This is a genomic window from Streptomyces poonensis, from assembly GCF_014650915.1.
Taxonomy (GTDB): Bacteria; Actinomycetota; Actinomycetes; order Streptomycetales; family Streptomycetaceae; genus Streptomyces; species Streptomyces poonensis.
Window position 1 is genome coordinate 139,751 of record NZ_BMVW01000016.1, and the last position, 26,350, is coordinate 166,100.

22 protein-coding genes are annotated in these 26,350 nt (G+C 72.2%); 10 read left to right on the forward strand and 12 right to left on the reverse strand.

All coding sequences use genetic code 11. The features are described from left to right. Positions 1-10: 10 nt before the first annotated feature. From IE242_RS30180 to IE242_RS30210, 7 genes are all read right to left on the reverse strand, one after another. Positions 11-712: an ABC transporter ATP-binding protein gene (locus IE242_RS30180; protein ID WP_189865053.1), complete on the reverse strand. Its 702-nt coding sequence runs from the start codon at positions 710-712 to the stop codon at positions 11-13. A 7-nt stretch (positions 713-719) separates the two neighbouring features. After that, a complete protein-coding gene (locus IE242_RS30185) occupies positions 720-1,739 on the reverse strand; it encodes an ABC transporter ATP-binding protein (protein WP_229859636.1) in 1,020 nt (339 codons plus the stop codon). Positions 1,740-1,771: 32 nt separating this feature from the next. After that, complete coding sequence (locus IE242_RS30190) at positions 1,772-2,671, reverse strand: ABC transporter permease (RefSeq protein ID WP_189864892.1); 900 nt, start codon at positions 2,669-2,671, stop codon at positions 1,772-1,774. Next, positions 2,661-3,629 (reverse strand): ABC transporter permease, encoded by a 969-nt coding sequence (locus tag IE242_RS30195; RefSeq protein ID WP_189865055.1) that lies wholly within the window; start codon positions 3,627-3,629, stop codon positions 2,661-2,663. The genes IE242_RS30190 and IE242_RS30195 overlap by 11 nt, the downstream gene beginning before the upstream one ends. A 20-nt stretch (positions 3,630-3,649) precedes the next feature. Continuing rightward, positions 3,650-5,236, reverse strand: a complete 1,587-nt coding sequence (locus tag IE242_RS30200; RefSeq protein WP_189864894.1) for an ABC transporter substrate-binding protein — start codon at positions 5,234-5,236, stop codon at positions 3,650-3,652. A 195-nt stretch (positions 5,237-5,431) separates the two neighbouring features. Continuing rightward, positions 5,432-6,223 carry a S1 family peptidase gene (locus tag IE242_RS30205; RefSeq protein ID WP_189864896.1) on the reverse strand — a complete coding sequence of 264 codons (792 nt, stop codon included), beginning with the start codon at positions 6,221-6,223 and terminating at the stop codon, positions 5,432-5,434. A 276-nt stretch (positions 6,224-6,499) separates the two neighbouring features. Continuing rightward, complete coding sequence (locus IE242_RS30210) at positions 6,500-9,322, reverse strand: ATP-binding protein (protein ID WP_189864898.1); 2,823 nt, start codon at positions 9,320-9,322, stop codon at positions 6,500-6,502. A 310-nt stretch (positions 9,323-9,632) separates the two neighbouring features. Between IE242_RS30210 and IE242_RS30215 the strand changes: the two genes are divergently transcribed. Beyond that, entirely contained in the window at positions 9,633-11,312 is a 1,680-nt protein-coding gene (locus tag IE242_RS30215; RefSeq protein ID WP_189864900.1) for an AMP-binding protein, read from the forward strand. 49 nt (positions 11,313-11,361) lie between these two features. On the opposite strand, the gene IE242_RS30220 is transcribed toward IE242_RS30215, so the two are convergent. Then, positions 11,362-12,018, reverse strand: a complete 657-nt coding sequence (locus IE242_RS30220; RefSeq protein ID WP_189864902.1) for a CatB-related O-acetyltransferase — start codon at positions 12,016-12,018, stop codon at positions 11,362-11,364. 52 nt (positions 12,019-12,070) lie between these two features. Next, positions 12,071-13,702, reverse strand: a complete 1,632-nt coding sequence (abc-f, locus tag IE242_RS30225) for a ribosomal protection-like ABC-F family protein (RefSeq protein ID WP_189864904.1) — start codon at positions 13,700-13,702, stop codon at positions 12,071-12,073. Between the two features lie 234 nt (positions 13,703-13,936). On the opposite strand from abc-f, the gene IE242_RS30230 reads away from it, so the two are divergent. Next, positions 13,937-14,584 carry a TetR/AcrR family transcriptional regulator gene (locus tag IE242_RS30230; protein WP_189864906.1) on the forward strand — a complete coding sequence of 216 codons (648 nt, stop codon included), beginning with the start codon at positions 13,937-13,939 and terminating at the stop codon, positions 14,582-14,584. 24 nt (positions 14,585-14,608) lie between these two features. On the opposite strand, the gene IE242_RS30235 is transcribed toward IE242_RS30230, so the two are convergent. Next, positions 14,609-15,595, reverse strand: a complete 987-nt coding sequence (locus tag IE242_RS30235) for a hypothetical protein (RefSeq protein WP_189864908.1) — start codon at positions 15,593-15,595, stop codon at positions 14,609-14,611. Positions 15,596-15,957: 362 nt separating this feature from the next. On the opposite strand from IE242_RS30235, the gene gcl reads away from it, so the two are divergent. After that, complete coding sequence (gene gcl, locus IE242_RS30240; RefSeq protein WP_189864910.1) at positions 15,958-17,742, forward strand: glyoxylate carboligase; 1,785 nt, start codon at positions 15,958-15,960, stop codon at positions 17,740-17,742. A gap of 645 nt (positions 17,743-18,387) precedes the next feature. Here the strand turns inward: gcl and IE242_RS30245 are convergent. After that, the gene (locus IE242_RS30245; RefSeq protein ID WP_189864912.1) at positions 18,388-19,287 is read right to left on the reverse strand and encodes a 2-hydroxy-3-oxopropionate reductase; all 900 of its coding nucleotides are present in this window, start codon (positions 19,285-19,287) and stop codon (positions 18,388-18,390) included. Positions 19,288-19,328: 41 nt separating this feature from the next. Further along, complete coding sequence (locus tag IE242_RS30250) at positions 19,329-20,150, reverse strand: TIM barrel protein (RefSeq protein ID WP_189864914.1); 822 nt, start codon at positions 20,148-20,150, stop codon at positions 19,329-19,331. Between the two features lie 189 nt (positions 20,151-20,339). On the opposite strand from IE242_RS30250, the gene IE242_RS30255 reads away from it, so the two are divergent. The 7 genes from IE242_RS30255 (at position 20,340) to IE242_RS30285 (ending at position 26,342) form a co-directional block, all read left to right on the forward strand. Then, positions 20,340-20,591, forward strand: coding sequence for a YkoF family thiamine-binding protein (locus IE242_RS30255; protein ID WP_189864916.1), 252 nt, complete (start codon positions 20,340-20,342; stop codon positions 20,589-20,591). A 62-nt stretch (positions 20,592-20,653) separates the two neighbouring features. After that, a complete protein-coding gene (locus IE242_RS30260) occupies positions 20,654-20,965 on the forward strand; it encodes a helix-turn-helix domain-containing protein (protein ID WP_373299627.1) in 312 nt (103 codons plus the stop codon). Positions 20,966-21,168: 203 nt separating this feature from the next. Further along, complete coding sequence (gene uraD / locus IE242_RS30265; protein ID WP_189864920.1) at positions 21,169-21,678, forward strand: 2-oxo-4-hydroxy-4-carboxy-5-ureidoimidazoline decarboxylase; 510 nt, start codon at positions 21,169-21,171, stop codon at positions 21,676-21,678. Positions 21,679-21,685: 7 nt separating this feature from the next. Beyond that, positions 21,686-22,096, forward strand: coding sequence for a hydroxyisourate hydrolase (gene uraH / locus IE242_RS30270; RefSeq protein WP_189864922.1), 411 nt, complete (start codon positions 21,686-21,688; stop codon positions 22,094-22,096). A 6-nt stretch (positions 22,097-22,102) separates the two neighbouring features. Continuing rightward, complete coding sequence (pucL, locus tag IE242_RS30275; RefSeq protein ID WP_189864924.1) at positions 22,103-23,008, forward strand: factor-independent urate hydroxylase; 906 nt, start codon at positions 22,103-22,105, stop codon at positions 23,006-23,008. A 216-nt stretch (positions 23,009-23,224) separates the two neighbouring features. Continuing rightward, complete coding sequence (locus tag IE242_RS30280; protein ID WP_189864926.1) at positions 23,225-24,604, forward strand: 8-oxoguanine deaminase; 1,380 nt, start codon at positions 23,225-23,227, stop codon at positions 24,602-24,604. Positions 24,605-24,998: 394 nt separating this feature from the next. Next, a complete protein-coding gene (locus IE242_RS30285) occupies positions 24,999-26,342 on the forward strand; it encodes a nucleobase:cation symporter-2 family protein (protein WP_189865057.1) in 1,344 nt (447 codons plus the stop codon). The last annotated feature ends 8 nt before the right edge of the window (positions 26,343-26,350 follow it).

The window sequence follows — 26,350 nt, forward strand, 5'->3', positions numbered from 1 at the left end:
GAACGGTTTGTTACATGGCGCTCGGCACGGACGGCTCCAAGGAGGTGCCGGAGGTCCCGGAGGTCACGTCGTCCCAGTGCACCGTCCGGTCGCACCAGCGCTTCAGGAGGGTGTGATCGTGGCCGACGGCGAGGAGCCCGGCGCCGGTCGCGGTCCGGTAGTCCTCGACGGCCGCGACCAGCGCGGCGGTGGTGGAGGCGTCGAGCATCGCGGTCATCTCGTCGCAGATCAGCAGGCGTGGGCGCAGTACGAGGGCGCGGGCGAGACACGCGCGCTGGAGCTGGCCGTCGCTGACCTCGTGGGGCCGTCTGCCCAGCAGGTCCGGCGTCAGGCCGACGGCCGCGGCCAGCTCGGCCACCCGGTCCGGTACGTCCTCGCGGCGGCCGGTGGCGCGGAGTGGTTCGGCGATCAGGTCGGTGAGCCGCAGCCGGGGGTCCGCGGAGAGCCGGGGCTGCTGGAAGACGACACCGACGGTGGTGCGCTGCGCGCGCGGGGCGCGGTGCCGCCACCGCCGTACGGGCGCGCCGTCGAGCAGCAGGGTGCCGGAGTCGGGGCGGTGCAGCAGGGCCGCGACCCGGGCGAGGGTGGACTTGCCGCAGCCGCTGGGGCCCAGCAGGCCGACGGCCTCGCCGGGCGCGACGGTCAGGGAGGCGTTCCGTACGGCCGGGGCCCTCCGGTCGTAACCGGCGGTGACGGCGCGCAGTTCGAGCAGGGGCTGTTCAGGCACGGGCGTTCTCCGGGGCGGGCGTGGTGGAGCGGAGTTCCTCGGCGCCGGAGGCCGGGAGGGGGTGGTGGCAGGCGAGCCCGTCGGTCACCGGAGGCAGTGCGGCGCAGGCGCCGGTGGCCCGGGGACAGCGCGGGGCGAAGGCGCAGCCGCCGGGCAGGTCGCCCAGTTCCGGGGGCATTCCCGGGATGGGGGTGAAGGCGCGGTCGGGCAGGGCCTGGAGCAGGCCGCGGCTGTAGGGGTGGCGGGGGCCGGGGGAGCCGAAGAAGCGACGGGCGTCGGTCAGTTCGACGATGCGGCCCGCGTACATCACGGCGACCCGGTCGGCGATGCGTTCGGCCGCCGCCAGATCGTGGGTGATCATCAGCAGGCCCCGGCCGGTTCCGTCACCCGTCTCCGCGTCGACGTGCCGCCGCAGTTCGTCGACCGTACGGTCCACCAGGTCCCGGTCGAGCCCGGTGGTCGGCTCGTCGGCGAGCAGCAGGGGCGCGTCGCCGACGAGGGCGAGCGCGGTGGCGGCGCGCTGGGCGAGACCGCCGGAGAGCTCGTGCGGATGGCGGTCGAGGTGGCCGGCGGGGAAGGCGACGCGCTCGGCCGCCGCCCGCGCCGCGGCCCGTACGGCGGCACGGCCCCGGACCCCGGTCAGCGCGGCGACCGTCTCCTCCAGCTGCGAGCGGATGGTGCGTACGGGGGTCAGGTGCGCGGCGGGACTCTGCGGCACGAGGCCGATCAGGCGGCCCCGCACGGTACGGCCGAGGGTCTTCTCGTCGGCGGTGAGCAGGTCGAGGCCGCCGAGGCGGGCGCTGCCCGCGCTCTGGGCGTTGGCGGGCAGCAGCCCGAGGAGGGCGGAGGCGAGCACGGACTTGCCGCAGCCGCTCTCGCCGATCAGGGCCAGGCACTCGCCGGGCGCCACGTCGAAGTGGGCGTCGGTGACGGCGGCGACGCGGCGTCCGCCGGGCATGAGGAAGCGCACCGACAGCCCGCGCACGGACAGGACGGGGGTTCGCTCGGTCACGGCATCGGCTCCGATCGAGGACGGGTGGCCCATCAGAGCATCAGCTCCGACCGGCGCCGTGGATTGATCCGCTCCCGCCAGGCCCCGGCCAGGCCGGCGATGGCGAGGGTCGGGACGATGATGAACAGGCCCGGGAACAGGGTCGGCCACCACTGCCCGGCCAGCAGCGAGCTCCGCGCGGACTGGACGAGGTTGCCGAGGCTCGCCATGTGGGCGGGCAGCCCGAGCCCGAGGAAGGACAGGGCCGACTCGTGCCACATGGCGTGCGGCACCATCAGCACGGCGGCGAGCGCGGCCTGCGGCAGCACGGCCGGCAGCAGATGCCGTACCGCGACCCGCCACCGCGAGGCACCCCCGGAGACGGCGGCGTCGATGTACGGGCGGGAGCGCAGCGACAGCACCTCGGCGCGCACGATCCGCGCGGTCGACAGCCAGTGCGTGGCGGCGACCGAGACGGCCACCGGCACGACACCCGGCCGGAACAACGCGACGATGAAGATGCCGAGCAGCAGGTGCGGCACGGACGACAGGGTGTCCACCACCCGCATCACGCACCGGTCGGCCCAACCGCCCAGGGCCCCGGCGGCCGCCCCGACCGCGGTGCCGATCACGGTCGCCACGAGCGCCGCCACGAGACCGACGAGCAGGGAGACCCGCAGCCCGTAGACGCAGCGCAGCAGCAGGTCCCGCCCGAGGTCGTCGGTGCCGAACGGGTGCGCCCAGCTGGGCGGTTGGAGCTCGGCCGCCAGGTCGACGGCCTGCTGGTCGAGCTGGGCCAGCGGCGGGACGAGGAGCACGGCGAGGACGGTCACCGCCACCAGCGCGGCGGAGACACGGACCCGCACCGTACGGGTGGAGCGGCGTTTCGTGCCGTACGACCGCCACGGCGTGCTTCCGGTGCCCGCCTCGGCGGCGGGAGCGTCACATGTCACTGAACTTCACCCTCGGGTCGAACAGGCCGTACAGCAGGTCCGCGAGCAGGTTGCCGGCCAGGACGGCGGCCGTGGCCAGCACGGTCAGGGCGGCGAGCAGCGGGAAGTCGACGGCGGTCGCCGCCTCGACGGTGGCCGCGGCGATCCCCGGCCAGCTGAACACGCTCTCCACCAGCAGCGCGCCGGTGATCAGCTCGGGCACGCGGGAACCGATCAGTGTGAGCACCGGCAGCAGCCCGGAGCGCAGCGCGTGGCCGAGCAGTACGGTGCCCTCGCTCAGTCCCCGGGCCCGGGCCCCGCGTACGGGGTCCTCCGCGAGCGCGTCCCCGACGCCCTGCCGGACGTACAGCGTGAACCAGGGCAGCTGGGAGACGGCGAGCACACCGGCGGGGAGCACGATGTGGCTCGCCACCTGCCCGAAGGTGACCTGTTCGCTGGCCGTGTCGGTGAGGCCCCCGGCCGGCAGCACGTCCAGCTGGAGCGCGAACAGCCAGACGGCGAGCAGCGCGGTCCAGAAGACCGGCGCGGCCTCCAGGGCGTACGACAGCGAGGTGACGGCCCGGTCCAGCGGGCCGCCGGGGCGGCGGGCGGCGAGGACGCCGAGCAGCGTGCCGGCGAGGACGGCCACCGTGAAGGCGACCGCGCACAGCAGCGCGGACCAGACGAGGCGTTCGCCGATGACCTGGGTGACCGGCTGCCGCAGCACGGCGGAGTGGCCGAGGTCGCCGGTGAGCGCGGACGTCAGCCAGTGCCACCAGCGGGTGACGAAGGGTTCGTCCACGCCCAGGTTGGCCCGCAGCCGGTCCAGGGTCTCCTGGTCGGCGCCGAGGGCGGCGGTGCCCGCGTACGCCTTGACGGGGTCGAACGGGGAGGCGGCGGCGATCGCGAACACGCCGAAGGTGACGACGAGGAGGACGGGGGCGGCGAACAGCAGCCGCCGCCCCGCCAGCCGCGCCATGTCCGGCCAGGGGAGGGCTCTCACTTCTTCGGCTGCCAGTCCTCGAGGTTCCACCACGGGCCGCTGGCGAAGCCGTGCTCGTGCGGCTCGACCTGCGTGGTCAGCCCGTCCCAGCGGTCGGCGAGCACGTAGATGTGGTCGATGTGGGTGAGGAAGGTGTAACCGGGGTCCTTCGCGAGCTCCCGCTGGACCGTGTCGTAGGCGGCCTTGCGGTCCTCGCGGTCCTGGGTGCGGCGGCCGGTGTCGAGGGCCTCGTCCACCGCCGGGTTGTCGTACCGGGCCATGTTGTTGAAGCCGTTGCCCGCGAGGGAGGAGTGCAGCGTGGTGTACAGGCCGAAGTCGGGGTCGCCCGTGCTGCCGCCGCCCGCGAGGACCGCGTCCTCGCCCATCCGCGGCTCGATGACCTCCCAGGTGGCGCTCTCCACCTTCACCTCGATGCCGGCCTTCTTGGCGTCGGAGGCGTAGGCGAGGGCGTGGTCCTGGCGGAGCTTGTCGCCCGCGGGGGAGAAGAGGGTGAACGAGGCCCGCAGCCCGTCCTTGGCCCGGATGCCGTCCTTCCCGGGCTTCCAGCCGGCCCGGTCCAGGATGTCCTTCGCCTTCGCCAGGTCCTGTGCGCGCTCGACGCCCTTCGCGAACCAGGCGTCGTTGCTGGGCAGCGGCCCGTACGCCGGGCGGCCCGCGCCGTCGAGGATCCGCTCGACCATGGCCTCGCGGTCCACGGCGGCGTCGAGGGCCCGCCGGATCGCGCGGTCGCCGGTGACCTCGTTCGCCGTGGGCAGGGTGACGGCGCGGTAGTCGTAGGACTTCGCCTCGTAGGTCACCTTGTTCGCATCGTTCTCGAAGGTCGCGGCGAGGTTCGGCGGGAGGACCGCGCCGTCGAGGTCGCCGGAGCGCAGCCGGGTGGCGCGCACGTCGTCGTCCTTGATGATCGCCATGGTCAGCTTCCTCACCTTCGGCGCGCCGCCCCAGTAGTCGGGGTTGGCCTCGAAGGTGAGCTTCTCGCCCTTGCTCCAGCCGGTGAGGACGTACGGACCGGTGCCGATCGGCTTGGTGTTGAACGAGCCGGTGTTGGGATCCTGTTCGCCCGCGATGTGCTCGGGGACGATGGGCAGGACGGTGCGGGCTGCGAACGCCGCGTAGGGGTACCTGAGCGTGAAGACGACCTTGTCGTCGCCCTCCGCCCGTACCTCCTTGATGGCGTCCAGTTCGCTGCGCGCCGTGTTGTTCGTCTTCTCGTCGAGGACGGTCTCGTAGGTGAAGACGACGTCGGCGGAGGTCAGCGGTTCGCCGTCGCTGAACTCCACGCCGTCGCGCAGGGTGTAGGTGTACGTCCGGCCGTTGTCGCCGACCTCGGGCAGCTCGCTCGCGAGGGCGGGCGTCAGTTCCTGGTCGGCGTCCAGGGCGAGCAGCCCGTCGAAGATCTTGGAGTTGCCGTCCTTGCCGTAGCCGAGCAGCGGGCTGAGGGTGTCCGGTTCCCACGGCACCCCGAGCACCACGGAGTCGGCGGACGCGCCGCCGTCCGCGCCGCCGCCCGGCGCGGAGCAGGCGGCGAGCGAGCCGATCACCGCAGCCGCGGCGGCGGCCTGCCGTATCCGTCGGACCGTCATGGACCTCACACCCAACACCCAACCCCTGTTGTTGCTGCCACTGCTGTCACGGCTGTCGCCGCTGTTACGACAGAATCGTTATTGCATATTAGTTGCAGCTGGGGCTGTGGGTGTAGGGCAGCACATGGAAAGGGGGCGCTGCGGGCCGCTCGTGGCCGGCCCGCAACGCCCCCCGGTCTCGCCCGAGGTGGTGCCTCAGGAGTTGATCTGCTGGGTGACGAGGCTGGAGAAGGTCGTCAGCCGGGTGTAGACACCCGGGTAGCCGGCCGCCGCACAGCCGTTGCCCCAGGAAGTGATGCCTGCCAGGACGCCCCCGATCATCAGGGGACCGCCGCTGTCGCCCTGGCAGGTGTCCACGCCGCCGGAGGAGTATCCGGCGCACACCATGTCGCTCGCCTTGTAGGACGAGCCGTAGGACGAGGAACAGCTCGCGTCGGACACGGTCGGCACCGTCGCCGTGCGCAGCTGGTTGGAGGAGCTGCCGTTCGAGGAGGTGGTGCCCCAGCCGAGGATGCGGGCGGTGGTGCCGGCCGCGTACACGCCGGTCTGCGAGGAGGAGACGTACGGCGCCGTGGTGTACGGCATCGACGTCGACAGGGTCAGCACCGCCACGTCGTAACCACGGGTGGCCGTCGTGTAGTTCGGGTGGATCCATATCTTGCTGACCTGGCTGACCGTGCCGTTGGTGCCGTTGCGGTAGGTGCGGCCGCCGACGACACGGGTGCTGCTGGTGGTTCTCCCGACCATGCAGTGGGCGGCCGTGACGACCTTGTTGGCCGCGACCAGGGTGCCGCCGCAGAACTGGGACTGCGAGGCGTTGGTGATCTGCATGACGTACGGGTACGCGCTCGCGGTGGTGGTCGTGCCACCGACGATGGGCTGGGGAGCGGCGACCGCGGAGGGGGCGCCCAGCAGCGTGGCCGCCGCGGCGGCGGCGGTCGCGGCGGCGGCGACGACGGTCTTCTTGGCGCGGTTGAACCCGAACAAAGGAGTCTCCATTCGTGGGGATGCCGGTGGGGGTCGCGCGGGTGGGGGTGGTGCACGAAAGCCGGCCGCGCCTCCCCGGAAGGGGAAGCGTGGGAGGGGGAGGCGCCGGTTCCGTGTGCCCTGGCGAGCGGCACGCCCTCACGCTAGGAGCGGCACGGAAGGGTGCCCAAGTGGGGAACTCCCTAGGTGAGTTGGGAAGGGAAAACCCTCGATGACCCCATGCCCGGTTTGAACTTAGGCTGACCCCGAGAAGCCGTCCGGAACGTCCGGGGGAGGTCAGCTCGTACGGTGTCCCGCCGCCAGCCGCACGATGTCCACCCGCGACCTGATCCCCAGCTTCCGGTACACCCGGGTGAGGGTGGCCTCGACCGTCTTGACACTGATGAACAGCCGCCCGGCGATCTCCCGGTTGGTCGCCCCCTCCATGACGAGCTCGGCGACCTGCCGCTCCGTCGCGGCCAGGACGGCCAGCGCGGCCGGCACGGCCGGTGCGGCGACGGCCTGCTGCGGGCGCGGCGCCGGGGCGAGCGCAGCCCGCTCGGCCTGCCGCAGCCAGGGCAGGGCCCGGCAGCGGCGGAACAGCCGCGTCGCCTCCTCGTACGGCCCCGGACCGGGCCGGTACGCGCGCAGCCCGGCCAGGGCGTACGCGGCCCGCGCCTCCTCCAGACCGTGGCCCAGCCCGGCCAGCCGGTCCTGGGCGGACGCCAGTTGCCGTGCCGCCGCGTCGACCTCACCGCGCGCGGCCCGCACCAGCGCCTCGGCCCGGTCCAGGACCCCGAGCATGCTCTCCCGCCCCAGCCGCAGGGCGCGCTCCCGCGCGACGTCGACGACCTCCTGGGCCTCCGCGTGCTCCCGGACGCGCACCAGCGCCTCCGCCAGGTCGCCCTGCCAGCGCCCGCGCGCCGGATCGGTGACCCCGAGGCTCTCCTCCAGCTCCCGCACCCGGCGCAGCGACCGCACGGCACCCGCCGCGTCCCCGGCCACCAGCCGTGCGTACCCGAGGGCGCCGAGGGCGAGGGAGAGGTACATCAGGTCGCCGTCCCCCTCGGCGTGCTCCACCGCCTCCCGGGCCAGGGCCATCGCCCGGTCGACGTCCCCGCCGGACGCCTCCGCCAGCGAGGCCTGCATGGCCGAGGCGCCCTCGCCGATACCGGAGTCCCGCGCGAGGCGCAGGCTCTCCCGGGCCAGGTCGAGCGCCCGGCCGCAGTGCCCGGCGCGCAGTTCGGTCTCGGCGAGCCCGCGCAGGAAGTGCACCTCGCTCTCGACCATGCCGCGCCGGCGGACCTCCCGCAGCAGCGCGGTGATGGTGGTACGGGCCTCGGCGAGCCGGTCGCTCATGATCAGCCAGCGGAAACGGGCCGAGCCCGCGCCGTTGTGGTGGCACGCCACCTGCGGGTCGTGCGGCTCCTTCAGCGCCCGCTTGATCGTCGCGGGCGCGTCCGGGTGGCCCATCAGGGTCTCGGTCTGCGCCTGGAAGGACAGCGCCATCAGCTGCGTGCGCCGGATACCGGCCCGCTCCGCCAGCCGTGCCGCGCGTGCGGCCTCCTCGCGGCACTCGGCGAAGTCGCCCTCCACGACCAGGGCCCGCCAGGCCAGCTGGTAGTGGACCAGGGCGAGCAGTTCCGGGTCGTCGCCCGCGTCGGCGAGGGCCTGCGGGAAGACCGCGTCGACCTCGGCTATGGACTGGCCGGCCGCCTCGATCACCACCATCCAGGCCCGCACCCGGTCGGCGGGCTCGGTGGCCCGGTCCAGCACGTCGCGGGCGATGTCCCGGGCGAGGTCGTTCTCGCCCGCGGTCAGCGCGTCCTCGGCGGCCTGGAGCCGCCGCACGTCCGGTCCGGGGACGGCGTCGGCGGGGGTGTGCCGGGCGGCCAGCAGGCCCAGCTCCGCGGCGACGGAGGGCGCGCCCCGGTCCCGGGCCGCCGCCGCGGCCTCGCCGAGCCGCTCGGCGACCGCGGGGTCGGTGCCGGTGGTGGCGAGGGCCAGGTGCCGGGCGCGTTCGATGGGGTCGGAGGCGGCCGTGGACAGCGCGGCGTGGGCCGCGCGCCGCTCCGCCGCGCCGGCCTCCGCGTACAGGGCCGCCGACACCAGGGGATGCGCGAACCGTACGCCCGGGCCCTCCCGTTCGGGGGCGAGCAGGCCGAGCGCGACCGCCTGGCCGGTCTCCGCCTCGGCGTTCTCCCGGCCGGCCGCGTGCAGCAGGGCGAGCGTGGGGCGCGCTCCGGCGCTCGCGACCAGCAGGGTGCGGCGGGTCTCGGCGGACAGCATGTCCAGCCGGTTCAGCACCAGCGCCCGCAGCGAGGTCGGCACGGGCAGTGGCTCGCCGGGGCGCGGCGGCACCGGGCTCTCGGCGAGGACCCGGCCGAGCTCCAGCGCGAACAGCGGGTTGCCGCCGCTGGTGCGGTGGATGTCCCGCACCGTGGAGCGGGGGAGGCCCGTGTAGCCGCGGTGGCCGAGGAGTTCGGCGACCTGGGTCCGGGTGAGCGGGTTGACGCGGACGGTGCGGGTGTCCGGGGGCAACGCGCGTAGATGACGGTCCTGCTCCTGCCCGCCGGTCTCCGTTTCGGTACGGACCGCGCACAGCATCCGCACCGGGAGCCCGCCGAGCCGGCGGGCGGCGAAGCCGAGCAGTTCCGCGCTGGCCGAGTCGAGCCACTGGAGGTCGTCCGCGACGATCAGGACGGGACCCTCGGCGGCGAGGGCGCGCAGGGTCGACAGCACGGCGAGCCGCAGGGCGAGGCCGTCGCGCTGGAGGGTGGACTCGCCGCGGCCGGTGAGCGCCGACTCCAGGGCGTCGCGCTGCGGGGCGGGCAGCCGGTCGGCCACCTCGCCGGCGACCAGGCCGAGGAGATCGGCCAGTGCCAGGAACGGCAGATGGGATTCGGACTCGGTGGCCGAACAGCGCAGCACGGTTCGCGCCGCACCGGCGTATTCCGCGGCCAAGGTGCGCAGAAGTGTCGATTTACCGATTCCCGCGGGTCCGTGCACCAGCACGCTCCCGCCCCGCGACAACTGCTCACGCGCTCCGCTCAGCAGCTCCTCCCGGCCGACGACCAGGTCGGGGCGCGGTCTGCCAGGCTCCTCGAGGTCCCGTCGCACGGTCCACCGCTCCCCTCGTGTGTCGTGTCCGGGCCAATATTAGGCAACGGCTCATTGAATTTCGGAGTGGCGGTGTGGTGAGGAAAACAACAGGTGGGGTAAGGCGGGTCCGGCAGAGGGAAATTCACGGGGGCAATACATGAATATGTCGTCCGTGTGAAGGCCCGGCACCACGCGTCCGGGGCGCCCCGGAACCGGCCGGCCGCCACCCGCCCCGCATCTTCCCGCAGGTCCACCCCGTTCAGGGGTGGTGAGACCCGGGTCACGCGATACAGGATGTTCGGGACCCGTCCGGCAACGAGGAGGAAACATGGCGGTGCGTACGAGCGCCACGGACGAGTTCCGGGCGGCCCGGGACTTCCTGCTGGCGCACCGCGAGGACTACGCCACGGCCCACCGGGACTTCACCTGGCCCCGCCCCGAGTACTTCAACTGGGCCCTCGACTGGTTCGACGTCATCGCCCGCGGCAACGACAGCACCGCCCTGCACATCGTGGAGGAGGACGGCACCGAGACCCGTGTCTCCTTCGCCGCGATGTCGGAGCGCTCGGACCGGGTGGCCAACTGGCTGCGCGAGCGGGGCGTCCGCGCCGACCACCGCGTCCTCGTCATGCTCGGCAACCAGGTGGAGCTCTGGGAGACCGCGCTCGCCGCCATGAAGCTGGGCGCCGTCGTCATCCCCGCCACCCCGCAGCTCGGCAGCGCCGACCTGACCGACCGGGTCGACCGAGGCCGCGTCCGGCACGTGATCGCCCGCACCGAGGACACCGCCAAGTTCGCCGACGTGCCCGGCCGTTACACCCGCGTCGCGGTCGGCGGCGCACCGGACGGCTGGCAGGCCTACGAGGAGACGGCCGCCGCACCCGCGGAGTTCACGCCCGCCGGACCCACCAACGCCGGCGACCCGCTGATGCTGTACTTCACCTCCGGCACGACCGCCCGCCCGAAGCTCGTCGAGCACACCCACGTGTCCTACCCCATCGGCCACCTGGCGACGATGTACTGGATCGGCCTGCGACCGGGCGACGTGCACCTCAACATCTCCTCGCCCGGCTGGGCCAAGCACGCCTGGTCGAACCTCTTCGCCCCCTGGAACGCCGAGGCGACCGTCTTCATCCACAACTACACCCGCTTCGACGCGGCCCGGCTGATGGCGGAGATGGACCGCGCGGGCGTCACCACGTTCTGCGCCCCGCCCACCGTGTGGCGCATGCTCATCCAGGCCGACCTGACCCAGCTGCGCACCCCGCCGCGCGAGGCCGTCGCCGCCGGGGAACCGCTCAACCCCGAGGTCATCGAGCAGGTCCGGCACGCCTGGGGCGTGACCGTCCGGGACGGCTTCGGGCAGACGGAGACGGTCGTCCAGGTCTCCAACAGCCCCGGCCAGGAACTCCGGTCGGGCTCCATGGGCCGCCCCGGCCCCGGCTTCCGCATCGAGCTGCTCGATCCGGTGTCGGGCGCCCCGGGCGCGGCCGAGGGCGAGATCGCCGTCGACCTCTCGGACCGCCCCGTGGGCGTGATGACCGGCTACCACGGCGACCCCGACCGCACGGCCGAGGTCATGGCCGGCGGCTACTACCGCACCGGTGACATCGGCGTCCGGGACGAGGACGGGTACATCACGTACGTGGGGCGGGCGGACGACGTCTTCAAGGCCAGTGACTACAAGATCAGTCCGTTCGAGCTGGAGAGCGCCCTGCTGGAGCACGAGGCGGTCGCCGAGGCCGCGGTGGTGCCCGCCCCGGACGAGGTGCGGCTCGCGGTGCCGAAGGCGTACATCGTGCTGGCCGAGGGCTGGGAGCCGGGCCGCGACACCGCCAAGGTGCTCTTCGACCACTCGCGCCAGGTCCTCGCCCCGTACAAGCGCATCCGCCGCCTGGAGTTCGGCGCGCTGCCCAAGACGGTGTCCGGCAAGATCCGCCGGATCGAGCTGCGCGAGGCGACGGCCGCGGGTTCGGATGCCGAGTACCGCGAGGAAGATTTCCGGTGAGCGGACTCTCCTGCGCCCACGGGGCCGACGCGGGTGCTCGAGCCGGCCGTCAACTGTCCTGCGCGGGTGCCGCCTTCTCCAGGTCGTCGATGCTGCCGGACATGATCGTGCGGAGGTGTTCGGTGAGGTGCTGGAGCGGCCAGTCCCACCAGGCCAGGGCCAGCAGACGGTCGATGTCGGCGTCGCTGTGGCGGCGGCGGAGGAGTCGGGCGGGGTTGCCGCCGACGACGCCGTAGTCGGGGACGTCGTCGACGACGACGGAGCCGGCGGCGATGATCGCCCCGTGGCCGATGCGGACGCCGGGCATGACCGTGGACCGGTGGCCGAACCAGACGTCGTTGCCGACCACCGTGTCTCCCCGTCCGGGCAGGCCGGTGATGAGGTCGAAGTGCTCGGCCCAGGAACCGCCCATGATCGGGAAGGGGAACGTCGAGGGGCCGTCCATGCGGTGGTTGGCGCCGTTCATGATGAACCGCACGCCCTCGCCCAGCGCGCAGAACTTCCCGATGACCAGTTTCTCCGGTCCGTAGTGGTAAAGCACGTTGCGGGTCTCGAAGGCGGTCGGATCGTCCGGGTCGTCGTAGTAGGAGAACTCCCCGACCTCGATCAGCGGTGAGGTGACCAGCGGTTTCAGCAGCACCACGCGCGGCTGCCCGGGCATGGGATGCAGCGCGGTCGGGTCGGCGGGGAGGGGGGCGGTTGGCATGACGAAACGTTTCCTTCCGACGAGGAGTCTTCGCGGGCTCGGGGGTGAGGTGTCAGGCGTCGGCGGCCGACGCCGGGGCCGGCCGCACGGCCAGGTGATCGCCCCGCCAGCGCCGGCGCAGCCGGCGGTCGTGGCTGACGACGACGAGGGCGCCGTCGTAGTCGGCCAGGGCGGCTTCCAGGTCCTCGGCCAGGGCGGGTGAGAGATGGTTGGTGGGTTCGTCGAGCAGCAGGACCTCCGACGGCTCGCTGAGCAGCCGCGCCAGGGCGAGACGCTGCCGCTGCCCGGTGGACAGCCGGGCGACCGGCACCGTGAACCGGTCGGGGTCGAACAGGCCGAGGGACAGCAGCCGTTCGGCGTGCTCGTCGGCGTCCCCCGCCCGGCCGCGGGCGAAGGCTGCCAGCAGGGTCTCGCCCGGTCTCCCGGGGTGCGGCTCCTGGGGGAGGTGGCCGATCCTGCCGTGTCGGGTGACGCTGCCGCTGTCGGGGGCGAGTCGCCCGGCCAGGACGCGGAGCAGGGTGCTCTTGCCCGCTCCGTTCGGCCCCGTGATCAGCAGGCGCTCGCCCGCCTTCACGGTGAGGCTCGTACGGTCGAGCCGGTCCGTGACGGCGATGTCGGCGGCGTCGAGCACGACGCCCCGCAGGCGGCGGGACCGCAGTACGGGGGTGAAGCGCAGCGGCTCCGGCGGGGGCGGGACCGGGTCCGCCAGGAGGCGGCGCAGCCGTTCCTCGGCGTTGCGCACCCGGCCGGCGAGCGACTGCTGCACCCGGCCGCCCGCCCGGTCGTAGGCCATCTTGTTGCCGTCCCTCATCGCCCGGCCCGGGGCCACCCGGCGAGCGGTGGTCGCGGCGGTCTCGCGGAGCCGGTCGACGTCGGCCCGCCACTGCTCGTGCGCCTGGGCCCAGCGCTGCCGGGCCGCCGCCTTCTCGGCGAGGTAGCCGGCGTAGCCGTTGCCGTACCGGACGACGCGGCGCCGGTCGGCGTCCACCTCCAGCAGGCTCGTGGTGACGCGGTCGAGGAAGGCCCGGTCGTGGGAGACCGCCACCGTGGTGCCCCGCCGGGTGCGCAGGTGTTCCTCCAGCCAGTCCAGGGCGGTCTCGTCGAGATGGTTGGTCGGCTCGTCCAGCAGCAGTACCTCCGGCCCGGCCGCGAGGACGGCCGCCAGCCGCAACCTGACCTGTTCGCCGCCGGAGAGACCGCCCACGGTACGGTCACGGTCCACCAGCCCGAGGCCGAGTCCGTGCAGGGCACGGTCCACGCGGGCGTCGGCGTCGTAGCCGCCGCGCAGCTCGAAGACCGTCAGCAGTTCGCCGTACTCGGTCATGGCCGGCTCGGCGACCGACTCGTCGCCGTCGGCCATCACCGCCTCCAGGCGGCGCATCCGTTCCTCGACGGCGCGCAGCCCGCTCAGGGCCCGGTCGAGGATCTGCTGGACGGTCGCGTCCGGCGGCAGCCGCTCGTCCTGGGCGAGATAGCCGACGCCGCCGTCGGCATGGACGACGACCTCTCCCTGGTCGGGCCGTTCACGGCCGGCGAGCAGACGCAGCAGCGTGGTCTTGCCGGATCCGTTCTCACCGACGATCCCGGTGCGCTCGCCCGCGGCGAGCGAGCAGGTCACCGAGTCAAGAACGAGCCTGCCGTCGAAGGACTTGCTGACGGCGAGAGCGGTGATCTGTGTGGGCATACGGGCACTCCGAGGCATTCGTGGACGGGGCGGCCGTCGAGGGCCGCAGGGCCGGGCGAACGCTTCGGAAGAGCATCGATCACTCCACTAGTGCGACAACTGATGCATTAAGATGCTGCCACAACGCCGTCCTCCGAGCAACGGACTTATCGAGCAACGGACGTACTGGCCAACGGACTTACTGACCAACGGACGTACTGAGCAGCGAACACGTCGAGCAACGGACCATCAGCGATGACTACCGCAGCCCCAGAACCGGAAGGCAACCGGCCGCCGCCGGCCCGGCGCCGCCCCGGCGGCCGTACCGCCCGTATCCGTACGCAGGTGCTCGACGCGGTCCTCGCGGAACTCGGGGAGCGCGGTTACGACGGGCTCACCATGGAGGCCGTCGCCGCCCGTGCCGGAGTGCACCGCGCGACGGTGTACCGGCGCTGGGGGGACGTCGGCGGCCTGCTCGCCGACGTGCTCGACGCGGCGGGTGACGACGACTGGCAGCCGCCGGACACCGGCTCGCTGGAAGGCGACCTGACGGCGCTGAACCAGGAGATCCAGGACGCGATGACGGCACAGCCGCCGATCATGGCGTCCCTGATCGCCGCTTCGTTCCGCTCGGAGAAGGCCGCCGACGCCCAACAGCGGCTCTGGGAGGACCGGTACGCCCGCTGCGAGATCACCGTCGGCCGGGCCGTCCGGCGCGGCGAACTCCCGCCGCACACCGACGCCCGGCGACTGCTCATCGCCGCCACCGCGCCGCTGTACCACCAGCTGGTGCTCCTCCGCACGCCCGCCGACCCGCACCTGCCCGGCCGTGCGGCCAGGACCGCCGCGCTCGCCGCGGCGGCCGGAGCCTTCGCCGGGCCCTCCCGGGTGGGTGGCGTCTGACCGTAGGCGATTCGCCGACCCGCCTCAGACTCCGCTGGTCACCAGCTCGTTCGCCGGGCCGTTCACCGGCTGGGGCGTTCCCGTGAGGTCCAGGACGAACAGGGCGATGCCGAGGCTGTCGGCGCGACTGCGGGCCTCCGGGTCGTATCCCGCGAGGGAGAAGTACACACAGCCCGCCGACTCCGTCATCGCCGTCAGCCACAGGCACTCGACGTCGCGCGGCGAGGCCGGGCGCACCGTCGGGTCGACCTGGGCCACGACGCCCCGCGCGGCGAGCCCGATCCCGGACGGCGGCCGCTGGTCCGCCCGGCGGATGTCCCGGTAGCCGAGCCAGCGCAGATAGAGGGCGGCGGCGGTGACCGCGTCGCGCGCGGTACGGATGGTGACCGGGTGGAAGGCGGGGCGGGGGAGCGGAACGGTCGGGCCGGGGTCGTCGTCCGGGCGGGGGAGGCCGGCCCGCGTACCGGAGCCGGGCCGGGAACCGGGTCCGGATCCCGGGCCGGCGCCAGGACCCGTACCGACTCCGGAGCCGACGCCGGAGGCAAGGCGTCCGGCGCTCGAACCGGCACCGGAGCCGGAGTCGGCACCGGAACAACCGGAACCGAAACCAGAGCCAGAGCCAGAGCCAGAATCAGAACCAGAGCCGAAGTCATCGTCGGGACCGGTGCCCGCGCCGGCTTCGGGGACAGCTGTGCCGGATCTGCCGGGCGGTCCGGATTCCCACCGTTCCCGCGCGCGCAGCGGGCGTGAGGTGACCGTGACCGGCACCCGTACGAGAGCGCCGCAGGGGCAGCCCAGTTCGGGATGGGGCCATTGGTCGTCGCGGTCGCAGGACCCGCAGCGGACGGTCACCCAGTCCTCGTCCCAGGTGCGGTGGGTGACGGTGGTCGCGGTGCCGAGAGGGTCCAGCGGCGGGCTGACGGGCGCGCCGCACGCACAGGGGTAGGCCGGTGCCGTGTACCGGTGCTCGCGCCGGCAGCCCGGACACCGCACCGGGATGCTCTCGGCCATGGCCAACTCCACTCCGCCGCATGACGCCGGGACAGCCCTTCCATCGTGCTCCAGCGGAAGCCGCTCCAACAGCCGAACGGCCGGATAACGACGCCCGGTCGACGCCGGCCGGCGTCCAGTCGATGCCCGCTCGATGTCCGCTCGACGGCCGGACCCGACCGGACCGCGACCGGACCGAGGGCACCGCTCTTGACGCTCCCGACCCCGCCGCCTACATTGCTTCCAGATAGTAGAAATTGTTTTCCGTATTGTGGAACTCTCTGGACGAACGCTACGGAACTGGCGCGGAATCAGGGTTCTCCGCGGGGCGCGACGGAGGCGCGAGTCCGACAGCCGAAGCCGGCCGAAGCAGGAGGACGAAAATGGCTCGTATGACCGCTGCCCGTGCGGCAGTCGAGATCCTGAAGCGTGAGGGCATAACGGACGCGTTCGGTGTCCCGGGCGCGGCGATCAACCCGTTCTACGCGGCGCTGAAGGCGTCCGGCGGCATCGCCCACACCCTCGCCCGCCATGTCGAGGGCGCCTCGCACATGGCGGAGGGCTACACCCGTACCCACCCGGGCAACATCGGTGTCTGCATCGGTACGTCCGGGCCCGCGGGAACCGACATGATCACCGGGCTCTACTCCGCCACCGGTGACTCCATCCCGATCCTGTGCATCACGGGCCAGGCCCCGACCGCAGTGATCCACAAGGAGGACTTCCAGGCCGTCGACATCGCCTCGATCGCCAAGCCGGTCGCCAAGATGGCGGTCACCGTGCTCGAGGCCGCCCAGGTGCCCGGCGTCTTCCAGCAGGCCTTCCACCTCATGCGCTCCGGCCGCCCCGGCCCGGTCCTGATCGACCTGCCGATCGACGTCCAGCTCACCGAGATCGAGTTCGACCCGGAGACGTACGCGCCGCTGCCGGTCTACAAGCCGGCCGCGACCCGCCCCCAGATCGAGAAGGCGATCGGGCTCCTCAACGAGGCCGAGCGCCCGCTGATCGTGGCCGGCGGCGGTGTCATCAACGCCGACGCGGCCGACCTGCTCGTCGAGTTCGCCGAGCTGACCGGCACCCCGGTCGTCCCGACGCTGATGGGCTGGGGCGTCCTGCCCGACGACCACGAGCTGAACGCCGGCATGGTGGGCCTGCAGACCTCGCACCGCTACGGCAACGCCACCTTCCTGGAGTCCGACTTCGTCCTCGGCATCGGCAACCGCTGGGCCAACCGCCACACCGGCAGGCTGGACGTCTACACGGGCGGCAGGAAGTTCGTCCACGTCGACGTCGAGCCGACCCAGATCGGCAAGATCTTCGCCCCGGACTACGGCATCGCGTCGGACGCGAAGGCGGCCCTGGAGCTCTTCGTCGAGGTGGCCCGCGAGCTGAAGGCGGCCGGCCGGCTGCCCGACCGTTCCGCGTGGGCCGCGGCCGCGCAGGAGAAGAAGGCGGCCCTCCAGCGCCGTACGCACTTCGACGACATCCCGATCAAGCCGCAGCGCGTCTACGAGGAGATGAACAAGGCCTTCGGCCCGGAGACCCGGTACGTCTCCACCATCGGCCTCTCGCAGATCGCCGGCGCCCAGATGCTGCACGTCTTCAAGCCGCGTCACTGGATCAACTGCGGCCAGGCGGGCCCCCTCGGCTGGACGATCCCGGCCGCGCTGGGCGTCGCCAAGGCCGACCCGGAGGCGCAGGTCGTCGCCCTCTCCGGCGACTACGACTTCCAGTTCATGATCGAGGAACTGGCCGTCGGCGCCCAGCACCGCATCCCGTACGTCCACGTCCTCGTCAACAACTCCTATCTGGGCCTGATCCGCCAGGCGCAGCGCGCCTTCGACATCGACTTCCAGGTCAAGCTGGAGTTCGAGAACGTCAACTCGCCCGAGCTGGGCGTCTACGGCGTCGACCACGTCAAGGTCGCCGAGGGACTCGGCTGCAAGGCGATCCGCGTGACCGACCCCGGCGAACTGGGCGCCGCCTTCGAGCAGGCGAAGAAGCTCGCCGCCGAGTACCGGGTCCCGGTCGTCGTCGAGGCGATCCTGGAGCGCGTCACCAACATCGCGATGTCCACGACCAACCACATCGGCGAGGTCGTGGAGTTCGAGGAGCTCGCCACCGAGCCGGGACACGCGCCGACGGCGATCCGGACGCTGAAGGTCTGACCCGGCGCCGGGCGCCGAGCGCGAGCAGGGCGGTCCACCAGAAGGTGGGCCGCCCTGCTCGGCATGGCCAGGGGATGCCCCGCGCCCCGCGGACGCTCCCGACGTCCGCACCCTGCCCGGTCCGCCGGCGTCGGTGCCGTTCCCGCGATGCGGTACGGCTCGGCGGCCGGGTGCGGTGGCGCGGGGCTCTCACCCCGCAGCGGTACGACCTCGCACGAGGCGAGCCGCTTCGTCGCACCGCTGTCCAGGGTCCCCCGTTTCCCCCGTTCCCCCGTGCTTCCCCCGTTCCCCCGTTCCCCCGTTCTCCCGTTTCCCCCGTTCTCCGTGCTTCCCCCGTGGCGTCCACGTGGTCCCCGTGACCCCCGTGTCCCCCGTGGACGGAGCCCGCCGCCCCCGTGCCGGCGGGCTCCGTGTGCCGCGAATATGCCCGCGCCCGGGGGCCGTTGAAGCCTCCGGGCGCGTCTTCAGAGCTTGATTTGAGGATTTCGTAGAACGGATACGCCCACTTGCGTACGTACGGGACGGGCAAGGGGACGGGGCTGTGGTTCCGGGCGGCGCGGGCGCCTGGGCGCGACAGGACAGGTGTCAGCGGCCGCGCCGCCCGGAAGTCTCGGGGGTACGAGGGGCCGCGGCGGCCCCGTGGCGTCAGACCCGGTCGCCGGAGAGGCGCTCCACGGCCCGCAGCAGGGCCGAGTGGTCCAGCCCGCCCTCACCCTGGGCGCGCAGGCTCGCGACCAGCTGGGCGACCACCGCGCCGACGGGGAGGGCGGCGCCCACGGCGCGGGCCGCGTCCGTCACGATGCCCATGTCCTTGTGGTGCAGGTCGATGCGGAAGCCGGGCTTGAAGTCGCGGCTGAGGAAGTTGTCCTTCTTGCGCGTCAGCACGGTGGAGCCCGCCAGGCCGCCGTTGAGGACGTCCAGCGCCGCCTTCAGGTTCACCCCCGACTTCTCCAGGAAGACCACGGCCTCGGCGCACGCCTGGATGTTCACGGCGACGATCAGCTGGTTGGCGGCCTTCACGGTCTGGCCGGAGCCGTGCGGACCGCACAGCACGATGGTCTTCCCGAGCGCCTCGAAGATCGGCTCCGCCGCGTCGAAGTCGGCCTGCTCACCGCCGACCATGATGGACAGCACGGCCTCGACGGCCCCCGCCTCGCCGCCGGACACGGGCGCGTCGAGCACCCGGACGCCCTTCTCGCGCGCCGCCTTCGCCAGGTCGATCGAGGTCTGCGGGGTGATCGAGGACATGTCGATCAGCAGTGCTCCGGTCCTGGCGTTCTCCAGGATGCCGTCGGGGCCGTAGGCGATCGCCTCGACCTGCGGGGACGCGGGCACCATCGTGATGATCACGTCGGCGTCCCGCACCGCCTCGGCGACCGAGCCGGCCGCGGTGCCGCCGGCGGCGGTCAGGCGGTCCAGCTTGTCCTGTTCCAGCGTGAAGCCGGTGACGTCGTAACCCGCCTTGATCAGGTTCTCGGACATGGGGGAGCCCATGATGCCGAGCCCGATCCAGGCGATCGTGGGAAGTGCGCGGGTGTCGCTCATTGCATACCTCTCAGTACGGGGATCAGCGGGGCGGCCGGCCGTCAGCGGGGCAGCCAGTCGAAGGACTCGGCACTGGGGCGGTCGCCCGGCTTGTACTCCAGGCCCACCCGGCCGTCGTAACCGGCCTTGCCGAGCCGGTCGAGGAGGTCCTCCAGGGGAAGCGAGCCGGTGCCGGGGGCGCCGCGCCCCGGGTTGTCGGCGATCTGCACATGGCCGGTCTTCGCCGCGTACCGCTCGATCACCCGCGGCAGGTCCTCGCCGTTCATGGACAGGTGGTAGAGGTCCATGAGGAAGCGGGCGTTGCCGAGCCCGGTCGCCTCGTTGACCTTGTCGACGACGCCGACGGCGGCCGGGGCCGCCACCAGCGGGTAGAGCGGCGACTCGGGCTTGTTCAGCGCCTCGATCAGCAGGACCGCGCCGATGCGGTCGGCGGCCCGGGCGGCGAGGACCAGGTTCTCCAGCGCGAGCGCGTCCTGCTCGGCCAGGTCGACGCCCTCGACGCGGTTGCCGTAGAGGGCGTTGAGCGCCGTGCAGCCGAGGGACGCGGCGAAGTCGGCGGCCACGTCGACGTTGGCGCGGAACCTCTCCGACTCCTCACCCGGGACCGACAGCGCGCCCCGGTCGGGGCCCGGCAGCTGCCCGGCGTAGAAGTTGAGGCCCGTGAGCTGCACGCCCGCGTCCTGGACGGCCTTGCGCAGGGCGTCGAGCTCGGACTGCCCGGGGGTGGGGGAGTCGACCCAGGGCCACCACAGCTCGACCGCGGTGAAGCCGGCCGCGGCGGCGGCCGCGGGGCGCTCCAGGAGCGGGAGTTCCGTGAAGAGGATCGACAGGTTGACGGTGAAGCGCTGCTCTGCGAATCCCATGGGGCGCGGAGCTCCCTTCCACTTGCTCGCTTCCGTTGCTTCCGCAGGACTGCCGGACTGCCGGACCGCCGGACTGCCGGGCCTCCAGTGCTTCCGTATGGCGGAAGTTTACTTTTGCTGTACGGAAAGGCTGCCCGGGGTCGGGAAGCTTGTCAAGAGGGTGCTCCGCCTGTCCGTTAAGGTCGCCCTGTGCGACTGAGAGTGGAGTTCACGACCGAGCCCTTCGACCTCGACGAGCCGCCCCGGCACGCGCTGGTCGCCCGCGAGGTCGTCGAGGGTGCCGGCCTGGACGCCGTGGACGTGGGCCCGTTCGGCAACACGGCCGAGGGCGGCTCCGACGCGGTGCTCACCGCGGTCGACGCGTTGCTGCGCAAGGCCCTGGACGCGGGCGCGACCCGGGTCTCGCTCCAGCTCAACGTGATCGCCGAGGGCGAGGGGTGACCCCGGTGACCGGTGACGCGAACGACCCCTTCGTCACCGCCGTCAAGCCGCTGGTCGACGCCATGGGCGGCGAGATGCTCCCGCCCGACCAGGCCGGCCCCGACGACGTCGTGCTGTCCTGGGAGGGCGCCGCCGTGGTGGCCGTACGGCTGCCGCAGCTCGCCGAATCGCTGGACCACATCCTCGCCGCCATGGAGCGCAAGCAGGGCAGGCCGCTGTCCGAACTGGACCGCAAGGCCAAGCAGGAGGCCGTACGGGCGCTGGAGGCGCGTGGTGCCTTCTCCGTACGGCACGGTGTGGAGACCGTCGCGACCGCGCTCGGCGTGAGCCGCTTCACCGTCTACAACTACCTCAACCGCGAGAAGCAGGCCTGAACCGCCGGAAGCGGATCCGAACCGCCGGAAGCAGATCCGAACCGCTGTAAGCGGGCCTGAACCGCCGGAATCGAAGGCCGGGTTCGCCCTCCGTTCCGGCTGATCTTCTTCGTAACACCGATTTTTCAACAAAGTGTTGACTCGTTGTCACCGTTGGGCGTTAGCTATCCGCAGCCCGAAAGCAAACGGCCACGGAGGCTCCCGTGACTTCGAGTTTTTCGACGCCGGGCCTCGCCCGGTTCAACACCCTGGAGGAGCACGCGGCGGCCGCCGCACTCCACGAGGCGTGCGCCTCGACGGAGTGGGGACGCAAGCTGCTCAAGGGGCGCCCGTACAGCACCGTCGACGATCTTCTCGCCGCCAGTGACGCCGCCATGGCCGAGCTGACCGCGGAGGACCTGGCGGAGGCGATGGCCGGGCACCCGCCGATCGGCCGCCCGAAGCCGGGCGACCCGACCTCGGCCCGGGAACAGCGCGGTATGTCCGGCGCCTCCGAGCAGCTCAAGGCCGAGATGCTCGAACTGAACCTGGCCTACCAGGAGAAGTTCGGCCATGTCTTCCTCATCTGCGCCACCGGCCGTACCGGGGAGCAGATGCGGGACGCGGTCAGGGAACGGATCGGCAACTCGCCCGAACAGGAGCGGGAGATCGTCCGCACCGAACTGGGCAAGATCAACCGCATTCGCCTGACCCGGCTCGCCGAAGAGGACTGATCAGTACATGAGCACCAGCACCACCGCCTCCGTGTCCACGCACATCCTGGACACCAGCATCGGCCGCCCCGCCGAGGGTGTCGCCGTCCGGCTCGCCGCCCGCACCGGGCGGGAAGCGGACTGGCGGCCGCTCGGTGGCTCCGCGACCGACGCGGACGGGCGGTGCAAGGACCTGCCGGCCCTGCCGGAGGGGACCACCCACGTACGGCTCGACTTCGCCGTCGAGGCGTACTTCGAGAAGTTGACGTTTGCGAAGAAGCAAGCCGAGGCACAGCAGGACGCCCCCGCGCATCGGGACAGCGGTCCGGCGGTGTTCTTCCCGGAAGTGGCGATCACCTTCGCCGTCGTGCCGGGCGAGCACTACCACGTACCGCTGCTGCTCAACCCGTTCGGCTACTCCGTTTACCGAGGGAGCTAGCGAAGAATGACCACGATCCTGGGCCAGAACCAGTACGGCAAGGCCGAGAACCGAGTCGTCAAGATCACGCGGGACGGCGACACCCACCACATCAAGGACCTCAACGTCTCGGTGTCGCTGAGCGGCGACATGGACGAGGTCCACTACTCCGGCTCCAACGCCAACGTCCTGCCGACCGACACCACCAAGAACACGGTGTTCGCGTTCGCCAAGGAGCGTGGCGTCGAGTCGGCCGAGCAGTTCGGCATCCACCTCGCCCGCCACTTCGTCACCTCGCAGGAGCCGATCCACCGGGCCCGTATCCGTATCGAGGAGTACGCCTGGGAGCGGATCGAGGGCTCGGACGCGCAGAGCGGGAAGAAGCACTCCTTCGTCCGCTCGGGCCAGGAGGTCCGGCTCACCCAGGTCACCTACGACGGCTCGGCGTGGGAGGTCGTCTCCGGGTTGAAGGACCTGACCGTGCTCAACTCGACGGACTCCGAGTTCTGGGGCTACGTCAAGGACAAGTACACGACGCTCCAGGAGACGAACGACCGCATCCTGGCCACCGAGGTCTCCGGCCGCTGGCGCTTCAACTGGACGGACGACGCGGCGGAGATGCCCGACTGGGAGGCGTCGTACCAGGAGACGCGGAAGCACATGCTCCAGGCCTTCGCCGACACGTACTCGCTGTCGCTGCAGCAGACCATGTACGAGATGGGCAAGCGCATCATCGACGGCCGGAGCGAGATCGACGAGGTCCGCTTCTCGCTCCCGAACAAGCACCACTTCCTGGTGGACCTGGAGCCGTTCGGCCTCAAGAACGACAATGAGGTCTACTTCGCCGCCGACCGCCCGTACGGCCTGATCGAGGCCACGATCCTGCGGGACGGTTGCAAGGCGCGCATCCCGGTGGACCTCACCAACCTCTGAGCACCCATCTCTGAGCACCGCCCGCTGAGCACTGCTCATCTGAGCAATGCCCGTTGAGCTCAACCCTCTGGGTAACCCTCTGAGCTCACCCGGAGGTGCCCCCGTCGTGCAGGGGGCACCTCCCTCCTCGGCACCCTCGGCCACCGGCCGCGGCACTCAAATCTCCAGGGTCCTGCCGTGCCCTCGTAACGGATCGTGCAACGCAAAGGACGAACCATGGCAGCAACCCAGCGCATCGTCATCGAGAACTGTTCCGTCGCGACGGTCGACGCGGACGACACCGAGTACGCGAGCGGGTACGTCGTCATCGCCGGCGACCGTATCGAGGCGGTGGGTGCGGGCAGGGCCCCCGAGGGCCTGGAGAACGTCGTCCGCCGCATCGACGGCACCGGCCACCTCGTCACACCCGGCCTGGTCAACACGCACCACCACTTCTACCAGTGGATCACCCGCGGGCTGGCCACGGACCACAACCTGTTCAACTGGCTCGTGGCCCTCTACCCGGTGTGGGCGCGCATCGACGAGCGGATGACGTACGCGGCCGCGCAGGGCTCGCTCGCGATGATGGCCCGCGGCGGGGTCACCACCGCCATGGACCACCACTATGTCTTCCCGAAGGGGTCCGGCGACCTGTCCGGCTCCATCATCCGCGCCGCCCGCGAGACGGGTGTCCGGTTCACGCTCGCCCGCGGTTCGATGGACCGCAGCGAGAAGGACGGCGGGCTGCCGCCGGACTTCGCCGTCGAAACCCTCGAGGACGCGCTCGCCGCCACCGAGGCGACCGTCGACGAGCACCACGACGCCTCCTTCGGCGCCATGACACAGGTGGCCGTTGCCCCCTGCTCACCCTTCTCCGTGTCCACCGAACTCCTGCGGGAAGGTGCGGAGTTGGCCCGCCGCAAGGACGTACGGCTGCACACCCACGGCTCGGAGACCGTGGAGGAGGAGAAGTTCTGCCACGAGCTGTTCGGCATGGGCCCGACCGACTACTTCGAGTCCACCGGCTGGCTCGGCGAGGACGTGTGGATGGCGCACTGCGTCCACATGAACGACTCCGACATCACCGCCTTCGCCCGGACGAGGACGGGTGTCGCCCACTGCCCCTCGTCCAACGCCCGCCTCGCCGCCGGCATCGCCCGGGTCCCGGACATGCTCGCGGCCGGCGTCCCCGTCGGCCTCGGCGTCGACGGCACCGCGTCCAACGAGTCCGGCGAACTCCACACCGAGCTGCGCAACGCCCTCCTCGTCAACCGCCTCGGCCCGCACAAGGAGGCCGCGCTCAACGCCCGCCAGGCGCTGCGGCTCGGGACGCACGGCGGAGCCCAAGTCCTTGGCCGCGCGGCGGAGTTGGGCTCGCTGGAGCCCGGGAAGCTCGCCGACCTGGTGCTGTGGCGGATGGACACCCTCGCCCACGCCTCGATAGCCGACCCGGTGACGGCCCTGGTGTTCGGCGCCGCCGCACCGGTCACCGCCTCCTTCGTGGGCGGCCGGCAGATCGTGGAGAACGGCCGGCTGCTGCACGTGGACGAGGACGCGATCGCCCGCTCCACCCGGGCCGAGGCACGGCGCCTCGCCGAGATCGCCGGGCAGGGCTGACCCCTCGTCCCACCGCGCCGGCCCGCCGACAGGGCCGGCCCACCGGAACTCCGGCCGAGGGGGACGGCCCTCGGCCGGGCGTCCGTGGACCCGAGCGGGGTCCACGGCGGCCGGGTCCGGGGCGTGCACGGCGCACACACACGCCGAGCGCGCCCCGGAACGGTCCCCACCGTCCCGCGGACCTCGTACGCGTACACACGAAGGTCCGACAACGGTCCCGCACGACCGCGCACCACCTCCCTGACACCCGCGCCAGCCGTGCATGGTTGACGTGTACCCGACCGGAGGAGCCGCCGTGGCCGCCTCATCCCCGCAGTCGCAGAACAGCACCACGACCCCGCAGACCAGCACCGACGCACCGCACCCCGTGGACGAGAAGCTTCCTCCCGTGAGAATGGCGACCACCGGCCTCCAGCACGTGGCCGCCATGTACGCGGGAGTCGTCGCCCCACCCCTGATCGTCGGCGCCGCCATCGGCCTGAGCGCCGCCGAACTCACCTTCCTGACCGGCGCCTGCCTGTTCACCGCCGGCCTCGCCACCCTCCTCCAGACGCTCGGCATCTGGAAGATCGGCGCCCGGCTGCCGTTCGTCAACGGCGTCACCTTCGCCGGTGTCGCGCCCATGACCGCGATCGTCGCCTCCACCGACGACAAGAGCGACGCCCTGCCGATCATCTTCGGCGCGGTCATCGTGGCGGGCCTCCTCGGCTTCGTCGCATCGCCCTTCCTGTGCAAGGCGGTCCGCTTCTTCCCGCCCGTCGTCACCGGCTCGGTCATCACCCTGATCGGCGTCTCCCTTCTCCCGGTGGCGTTCGGCTGGGCCCAGGGCCCCGACCAGGCGGCCGACGACTACGGTTCGGCGACCAACCTCGGCCTCGCGGGCGCGACGCTCGTCATCGTCCTCCTGCTGCGCCGCTTCACCCGCGGCTTCGTCAAGCAGATCGCCGTCCTGCTCGGCCTGGTCGCCGGCACGCTCCTCGCGATCCCCTTCGGTGTCACCGACTTCGGCCCGGTGGCGGACGCGGACATCGTCGGCTTCCCGACCCCGTTCCACTTCGGCGCCCCGCAGTTCCAGCTCGCCGCGATCATCTCCCTGTGCGTCGTCATGGTCGTCTCCATGACCGAGTCGACCGCGGACATGCTGGCGCTCGGCGAGATCGTCGGGAAACCCGCCGACGAGAAGACGATCGCGGCCGGTCTGCGCGCCGACACCCTCGGCTCGGCGCTCAGCCCCCTCTTCAACGGCTTCATGTGCAGCGCCTTCGCCCAGAACATCGGCCTGGTCGCGATGACCCGCATCCGCAGCCGGTACGTCGTCGCCACGGGCGGCGGCTTCCTGATCCTGATGGGCCTGTGTCCCATGGCCGCCTCGCTCATCGCCGTCGTCCCCCGCCCGGTGCTCGGCGGCGCCGGCGTCGTCCTCTTCGGCTCGGTCGCGGCCAGCGGCATCCAGACCCTGGTCAAGGCGGGCCTGGAGAAGGACAACAACGTACTGATCGTCGCCGTCTCGCTGGCCGTCGGCATCATCCCGATCACGGCGCCGGAGTTCTACCACGCCGCTCCGGAGACGGCGCGGATCATCCTGGACTCGGGCATCTCGACGGGCTGTGTCGCCGCGCTGCTGCTCAACTACGTCTTCAACCACCTGGGCAAGCGCCGCGCCGACGACGACGAGGTGACGAACCCGATGGAGCCGGACCCCGCCCCGGCGGCCCGCCCGACGGCCTCCGCCCACTGACCGGGCGG

What these genes read in the sequence shown, in the direction of transcription:
- IE242_RS30235 (WP_189864908.1), bottom strand. Translation starts at nt 15,595, where the DNA reads ATGGCCGAGAGCATCCCGGTGCGGTGTCCGGGCTGCCGGCGCGAGCAC.
- IE242_RS30230 (WP_189864906.1), top strand. Translation starts at nt 13,937, where the DNA reads ATGACTACCGCAGCCCCAGAACCGGAAGGCAACCGGCCGCCGCCGGCC.
- IE242_RS30215 (WP_189864900.1), top strand. Translation starts at nt 9,633, where the DNA reads ATGGCGGTGCGTACGAGCGCCACGGACGAGTTCCGGGCGGCCCGGGAC.
- IE242_RS30220 (WP_189864902.1), bottom strand. Translation starts at nt 12,018, where the DNA reads ATGCCAACCGCCCCCCTCCCCGCCGACCCGACCGCGCTGCATCCCATG.
- uraH (WP_189864922.1), top strand. Translation starts at nt 21,686, where the DNA reads ATGAGCACCAGCACCACCGCCTCCGTGTCCACGCACATCCTGGACACC.
- IE242_RS30285 (WP_189865057.1), top strand. Translation starts at nt 24,999, where the DNA reads ATGGCGACCACCGGCCTCCAGCACGTGGCCGCCATGTACGCGGGAGTC.
- gcl (WP_189864910.1), top strand. Translation starts at nt 15,958, where the DNA reads ATGGCTCGTATGACCGCTGCCCGTGCGGCAGTCGAGATCCTGAAGCGT.
- pucL (WP_189864924.1), top strand. Translation starts at nt 22,103, where the DNA reads ATGACCACGATCCTGGGCCAGAACCAGTACGGCAAGGCCGAGAACCGA.
- IE242_RS30250 (WP_189864914.1), bottom strand. Translation starts at nt 20,150, where the DNA reads ATGGGATTCGCAGAGCAGCGCTTCACCGTCAACCTGTCGATCCTCTTC.
- IE242_RS30260 (WP_373299627.1), top strand. Translation starts at nt 20,654, where the DNA reads ATGGGCGGCGAGATGCTCCCGCCCGACCAGGCCGGCCCCGACGACGTC.
- IE242_RS30245 (WP_189864912.1), bottom strand. Translation starts at nt 19,287, where the DNA reads ATGAGCGACACCCGCGCACTTCCCACGATCGCCTGGATCGGGCTCGGC.
- IE242_RS30195 (WP_189865055.1), bottom strand. Translation starts at nt 3,629, where the DNA reads ATGGCGCGGCTGGCGGGGCGGCGGCTGCTGTTCGCCGCCCCCGTCCTC.
- IE242_RS30280 (WP_189864926.1), top strand. Translation starts at nt 23,225, where the DNA reads ATGGCAGCAACCCAGCGCATCGTCATCGAGAACTGTTCCGTCGCGACG.
- IE242_RS30200 (WP_189864894.1), bottom strand. Translation starts at nt 5,236, where the DNA reads ATGACGGTCCGACGGATACGGCAGGCCGCCGCCGCGGCTGCGGTGATC.
- abc-f (WP_189864904.1), bottom strand. Translation starts at nt 13,702, where the DNA reads ATGCCCACACAGATCACCGCTCTCGCCGTCAGCAAGTCCTTCGACGGC.